This is a genomic window from Rugamonas rubra, assembly GCF_900114705.1.
Lineage (GTDB): Bacteria > Pseudomonadota > Gammaproteobacteria > Burkholderiales > Burkholderiaceae_D > Rugamonas > Rugamonas rubra.
Window position 1 is genome coordinate 435,896 of sequence record NZ_FOTW01000005.1, and the last position, 6,833, is coordinate 442,728.

4 protein-coding genes and 2 pseudogenes are annotated in these 6,833 nt (G+C 56.9%); all 6 read left to right on the forward strand.

All coding sequences use genetic code 11. The annotated features are described in order from the left end of the window. Window positions 1-78: 78 nt before the first annotated feature. Window positions 79-364, forward strand: a pseudogene (locus tag BM252_RS31585) (hypothetical protein); the annotation flags it as partial. 183 nt (window positions 365-547) lie between these two features. Continuing rightward, window positions 548-2,787 (forward strand): annotated as a pseudogene (locus tag BM252_RS04485) (type I secretion system permease/ATPase). Continuing rightward, window positions 2,784-4,151 carry an HlyD family type I secretion periplasmic adaptor subunit gene (locus BM252_RS04490; RefSeq protein WP_093384158.1) on the forward strand — a complete coding sequence of 456 codons (1,368 nt, stop codon included), beginning with the start codon at window positions 2,784-2,786 and terminating at the stop codon, window positions 4,149-4,151. Before BM252_RS04485 ends, BM252_RS04490 begins: the two are co-directional and overlap by 4 nt. Then, a complete protein-coding gene (locus BM252_RS04495; RefSeq protein WP_174900412.1) occupies window positions 4,141-5,637 on the forward strand; it encodes a TolC family protein in 1,497 nt (498 codons plus the stop codon). The genes BM252_RS04490 and BM252_RS04495 overlap by 11 nt, the downstream gene beginning before the upstream one ends. A 26-nt stretch (window positions 5,638-5,663) precedes the next feature. Continuing rightward, entirely contained in the window at window positions 5,664-6,410 is a 747-nt protein-coding gene (locus BM252_RS31960; protein WP_281249340.1) for a helix-turn-helix transcriptional regulator, read from the forward strand. A 186-nt stretch (window positions 6,411-6,596) separates the two neighbouring features. Beyond that, window positions 6,597-6,833 (forward strand): transposase (locus BM252_RS04505; protein ID WP_217429873.1); only part of this gene is annotated, 237 nt, incomplete at its 3' end.

Consider the following 6,833-nt stretch of genomic DNA (forward strand, 5'->3'; position numbering starts at 1 on the left):
GAAATAGCACGGCGGTTGGGTCTTCGTTCTATTCTTCCTCATCGAGCAGCAATGGTTTGACCGGGTGTTGTCGATATCGGCGCCGTCGAGATCGAGAACTCGGCGGCCGAACGCGCCTTTCGCGGCGTGACGATCGGCCGTCCCAACTACCTGTTCTCCGGCGCAGATAGCGGCGACGAAGCTCAATGGCCTCGACCCCGAGGCTTGGCTGCGCCATGCGCTGGCTGACATCGCCGACCATCCGGTTAGGAATTTGTCTTGCAGTTTTTACTGCTACGCCAACACGGCCACGGCCGGTTCCCGCCGCAGCTTGCTTACGGCGGTAAACAACGCTGCTCGCCCCCACAGAGTTACGATTCAATAGTGTTTTATTAAAACAACATTATTAGTTATTTTTCATTCAATTAACCAATTGCAATGTAGCATGTTTTGCAATGAAATCTGCTGCGTATCGGGCGCTCCGATAACCTAAAGGTGGAGAAATACTGTGACAACGGAACATCGCGCAAGCGGGCCTCAGGACAACGACTCTGTCGACACCACGACAATTACTGACAGCGGACTCAGCAGTTTAATCACCATCGCCGCGTTGCACGGTGTTGCCGCAGACAGGGCTCAGCTGCAACATGAGTTCGGACATGACGCGGCCTTTACCGTCGACCAGATTCATCTCGCGGCGCGTAGTTTGGGACTGACCACCCGCATGTTGCGTCAACCGATCGAGCGCCTAAATCGCGTACCGCTGCCGGCTATCGCCCAAGCCAAAAACGGCGATTTTTTCATTGTAGTAAAGTTCGATCCCGGCACTGCGGGTCATGCCATTCCCGAAGGGGAAAAGATACGCTCTTCTCAAAAAAATAAATCAACCGCTGATCCCGCTACAGCAAGCAACTCGCCCGCGCGCTTGTTAGTCCAATACGTCACCGGACCGGCGCAGGTCATGAACTTGAGCGACTTTGTCGCCCAATGGACGGGATCCTTTATCCTGTTCACGAGCAAGGCCAGCTTCGCCGGCGAGATCGCAAAGTTCGACTTCACTTGGTTTATACCGGCAGTAATCAAATATCGGCGGCTGCTGGTTGAAGTACTGCTGATCTCTTTGGTGCTGCAACTGATTGGCTTGGCAACTCCGCTGTTTTTTCAGGTGGTCATGGACAAGGTACTTGTGAATCATGCCATGCAAACGCTTGATGTCATCGCGATCGGGCTAATTTGCGCCATCGTCTTCGAGGTGGTCTTGACAGGTATCCGGACCTACGTGTTTTCCCACACGAGCAGCAAGATCGATATAGAACTAGGCGCTCGGCTGTTCAGGCACGTGCTGAATCTACCTATCAGTTACTTCCAGTCGCGCCGTATCGGCGATTCGGTGGCGCGGATCCGTGAGTTGGAAAACATCCGCTCCTTCCTCACAGGGAATGCGATAACGCTGCTGCTGGATCTGCTGTTTTCCTTGGTGTTTATTGGCATCATGCTATGGTACAGCGCTTGGCTGACGCTGATCGTCGTCATCTCGATTCCCTGCTATGGCGCGCTGTCCCTGATCTTCACACCCGTTCTGCGTAGCCGTCTGAACGACAAGTTCAACCGTAGCGCGGAAAACCAGTCGTTTCTGGTTGAAACCATCGGCGGCATAGACACCATCAAGGCACTTGCCATCGAACCGCGCTGGCAGCACAAGTGGGAAAAACAGCTGGCAGGGTACGTGACGGCCGCGCTATCCTCCACCAGCATTTCCACTATCGCCAACGGCGGCGTCAGCCTGATCAGCAAGCTGACAACCGCCGCGATCATGTGGATGGGAGCAAATCTGGCTCTGGATGGCAAACTGACCGTCGGCGAGCTGGTTGCCTTCAACATGCTGGCCGGGCAGGTCTCATCGCCGATCCTGCGTCTTGCTCAATTGTGGAACGACTTCCAGCAGGTTGGTATTTCGATGAGCCGACTGGGCGATATTCTCAACACCCGCACCGAGATAGCGGGACAAAAGAGCCGAATCCCACGACTCGCGGGGACCATCGAATTCGATAACGTTTCGTTCCGCTACAGGCCCGACACATCCGATGTCCTACGTACACTCAATCTGCACATCCATCCCGGCGAAGTCATCGGCATCGTCGGACGCTCTGGCTCCGGTAAAAGTACGCTGACTAAACTGATACAACGGCTGTATGTGCCGGACCGGGGACGCGTGCTGGTCGATGGCCACGACTTGTCGATTATCGACACAGTATCGTTGCGACGCCAAATTGGCGTTGTACTCAAGAAAACACCTTGTTCGCGCGCAGCATCCGGGACAACATCGCGGTCAGCAATCCTGCCTACTCGATTGAAGCGATCATCGACGCGGCCAAGCTTTCCGGCGCCCACGATTTTATTTGCGAACTGCCCGAAGGTTATGACACTCTGGTCGGAGAACACGGCGCCGGTCTTTCCGGCGGCCAGCGGCAACGCATCGCCATCGCCCGCGCGCTGATCACCAACCCCCGCATTCTCATTTTCGATGAAGCCACCAGCGCACTGGACTATGAATCAGAGAAGGTCATCCAGGACAATATGCGGCGCATTTGCCACGACCGCACCGTGCTGATCATCGCGCACCGCCTGTCGACGGTTAGAGACGCAGATCGCATTGTGGTCATCGAACGCGGACAGATCGCTGAGGCGGGCAGCCATGTGCAGTTGTTGCAAGACCCCCATGGCATCTATGCCCACTTGCACAGGCTACAGGCCGGTACACCCGAGCATGTCAGCGCGGAGCGCCACGTATTTGCGGGGGCAGCATGACCATTCGGCATCGGGCATCGGCCTATCGCGAATTGCTTGCACGTTACGGCAAGGTCTTCGCACATTGTTGGCGACAAAGGCAGCAACTCAGTAGCGCCGGGTTCAACCGGGATGAGGCGGAATTTCTGCCCGCCGCCTTGTCGCTGCGGGAACGGCCCATCTCTCCTACCGCGCGCTGGACCGGGCGCGTCATCATGGGCATGGCGCTGATCGCTTTGGCGTGGTCGATTGTCGGTCGCGTCGACATCGTTGTCAACGCCAGCGGCAAGGTCGTCCCCACCGGCCGAGTCAAAACCATCGCGTCGGTGGAAGTGGCCAGCGTAAGCGCGATCCTCGTGACAGAAGGCCAGCAGGTCAAGGCCTGCGACGTCCTACTGGAGTTGGACGCCAGCGGCAGCGACACCGAACGAGAGAAAGCCAGCGTCGACCTCAACGAAGCAGTGGTGCAGGCCGCGCGGGCCCGGGCAATGATTGCTGCGCTCAATACAGGCAAGCCACCATTGCTAGCCGGGCTGGGTGCTATCGAACGAGCGCAACAGGTCAGCATCCCGCCGGACAAATGGCGCGACGAGCAATTACATGTTGAGGGTCTGTACCGGGACTACTTGGCCAAACTCCAGCGCTTCGATGGCGACATCGCGCGCTGCGAGCACGCGCTGCCGTTGGCGACGGAACGCGCCAGCGATTTTCGAGCGCTGTTGCTAGACCACGATGTCGCACAACATGCTTGGTCTCAGCAAGAGCAGGCGCGCGTCGAGTTGCAGGGCCAACTGACGTCAGCGAAAAATTTGCGCCACGCGCTGATCGCTGAAACGCAGAGAGTTGCACTGGATCAACTAAGCGACGCCAGCAAGATTATCGCGGCGTCGCGGCAGGATATCATCCGGTACGAAACTCACAGCAAACTCATGAAACTTACCGCCAGCGTCGACGGCACGGTCCAACAATTGAATGTCCACACGGTAGGTGGGGTCGTTCCAGCCGCACAGGCGCTGATGCAGATTGTGCCGGCTGACAACGCTGTTGAAATCGAGGTGGTACTCGACAACAAGGACATCGGCTTTGTCCATGAAGGACAAAACGCTGAGATCAAAATCGACACCTTCGAGTACAGCAAGTACGGCACCGTTCCTGCGGTTGTCGCACACATCTCGCGCGATGCGATCGTGGATGAAAAAAAGGGTCCCATCTACACTGCGCGAGTGCGTCCGATCAAGTCGGCGCTAATTGTGGATGGGCGCCTGCGGCCACTAGCGCCAGGCATGGCAGTCAGCGTCGAGATCAAGACCGGAGACCGGCGGCTCATCGAATATATCCTATCACCTCTGGTGCGGCATCAGCATGAGGCACTGCATGAGCGCTAAGTTTGTCCCCAGGCGAGTAGCGGCGCTGCTGGTTCTGGGTATCGCCGCGCTCTCACCGCTACCTGTCAATGCGGGAAACGCCGGGGCGGTGCCAGCAATCGGGAATTGGCTAGACGATCCCTTGGGCGTGGCACCCGCACGGCTGCTCGACGACGCCAACATGACCGCACTCGACGTCACTTCGGACTGCCTCAAGCTGGGTGTGCCGCATCAACCTGTGTCGCTGATCGTCGCGGTGGACTATTCCCTGTGCCGTAGCCCTGAGGTCGCGGGCACCTGGGCGGCTATCAAAGTACAGGCGGCGGCGCTGGGTCAGGCGCGCGCCGCCTATTTGCCAAGCCTGTCGGCCATCGTCAACCGGCAGCATACCCGGTCCATGTATTCAGAACCTGAATCGACGTCGATCTCAGTGAAGGGCATTTCGATGTCGGCCGGGCTAAGTTGGCGTCTATTCGATTTCGGTGCCCGTGCCGCCACCGAGCGGTCTGCCAGCGATCTCTTGTTGGCAACGATGGCCGATCACGATTCGACCTTGCAACGAATATTGACGACGACCATCCAGACCTATTTTGATACCCAGACCGCACGGGCTGTGTGGATAGCCAGCACACACAATATGGAAACCGCCAAGGAAACGCTCAACAGCGCCAAGCGGCGTGAACAAATGGGAACGGTCGCGCGCAGCGATACCCTGCAGGCCGCAACTGCGTATGCAAAGGCAATCCTTGAGCAAAGTCGAGCGCAAGGCAGTTTTCGAAAAAATTTGGCCACCCTGACTTTCAATAGGGGCATGTCATCGGGCGAGCCGATAGCGCTGGCCGATGAAAGCGAGTACGTGCCGGCGCCTGGGGCCTTAGGCGATTCATTGGATAGGTTCGTTGGCGACCTTGAACTATGGCTGAGCACAGCGCAGCACAGTCACCCAGCGATCAAGGCCGCCCAAGCGCAATGGGCGGCCGCCAAAGCCGTGGTGCGCGCTACTCGCGCCGAGGGATTGCCCACGGTCGACCTGGCGGTCAATACATTCAAAAACGGTTTCCCCGGACAAGGTCTGTCTGCCAATGCTTCGCGCGTCAATACGGTCGGTATCGCCATTTCCTTTCCCATTTTCGATGGGTTCGCACACAGCTACAAGATCAGAGAAATGCAGGCACGCCAAGACCAAAAGGACGCCGCACTCAAAGAAGTCGCCCGTCACATCTTGACTGACGTAGTGAAAACACATGCGGATGCTCAATCGTCGCTCGGCAACTTGTCAGCGTCGAAGCAGCTACTGGATGCCGCCACTGAAGCTCAGCTCAGTGCGACGAGAAAGTACGACAGGGGCGCCGCCGATATTTTGGAAATCCTGCAAACGCAGAACGCCGTTGCCGATGCACGGCAAGAGCGAGTCCGGTGTTTATCCGAATGGCGGTCGGCCCGGCTACGGCTGATGACTAGTGCCGGCATATTGGGCTTGGGCCGGTTACCGGATGAACTGAAATGAAACCTTTTCACCAAGAGGGAGGCCAGATGTTAGAACACTTGAAACAAGAAGCCGCCTCGATTAGCTCGGTAGAGGAATTCAAGGACTGGACACGAAACTCGATCCGCCAAATCTTCCCCCACTCGACGCTCGGTTGCGGGTACGGGCGTATCCATGCGGGCGGAGTGGCGATCGACGGTATCGTCGCCATCGACTATCCAGTAGCGCACCTTAAAAACATTTGCAATGCTGCCGGCGGCCTCGATACGCCGATACTGCGACGCTGGCTGGCAACACGCGAACCCCAGTTGTTCGAAGAAAATGCCCCATGGCCCGATGTGCCGGAACAATGGCTGCGAAATTTCCGGGAGGCTGATATGCGCAATGTCGCCGCGCACGCGGTATATGACACAGAACGTTGCATCGGGACCTACCACAGCTTTCATCGAATACCCGGTCAGGTAGGTGCCCGGCATGCCGAACTGTTGCGAGAAATCGTGCCACTGCTGCATGACACGCTATGTCCCCTTCTCAGCGATCTCAAAGCCTCCAACCAGACCGACAGTATGATCGACTTGCTGTCCCGCCGGGAACGCGAAGTGCTGCTGTTGGTGGGGCAGGGGAAATTAAATCTTGAAATTGCCGAGCTCCTTTTCATCAGTGAAATCACGGTCAAACACCATTTGACCAAAATTTTCCAAAGACTTGGAATGAACAAAAGGACGCAGCTGGTGCGGCTCGCGATTGAGAACGAGACCCGGATGAAAAATAGCTATGGATTACTCGTGCTGTAAATTGGTACTTAAGTGCCATTTACGGATAAGCGCACCACGCATATGCTAATAACCAACCTGTCAGATTCAATTCAACGCTACTGACAGTAGTGACACATAAAGGGACCTGATTATGTTCGTTCGTCAGAACTTTGCCACTCCAGTTGAGTCAAACCTATCAGGATGGCAGAGCCACTGAAGGGGATGATGATGACGATCAACGGGATTCAGTTTCAGAAGGGACTGTCGCTGCCTGCGTTCTTGCGCGATTACGGTACCGAGGAGCAATGCGAGGCGGCGTTCATCAAGGCGCGGTGGCCACAGGGATTCATCTGCCCTTGCTGCGGCCATGGCGCCGCTTACGAATTCAAGCGGCGGGAACTGCGCTACTGGCAGTGCGGCGCCTGTCGGCATCAAACCAGCCTGCGTGCCGGAACGGTGATG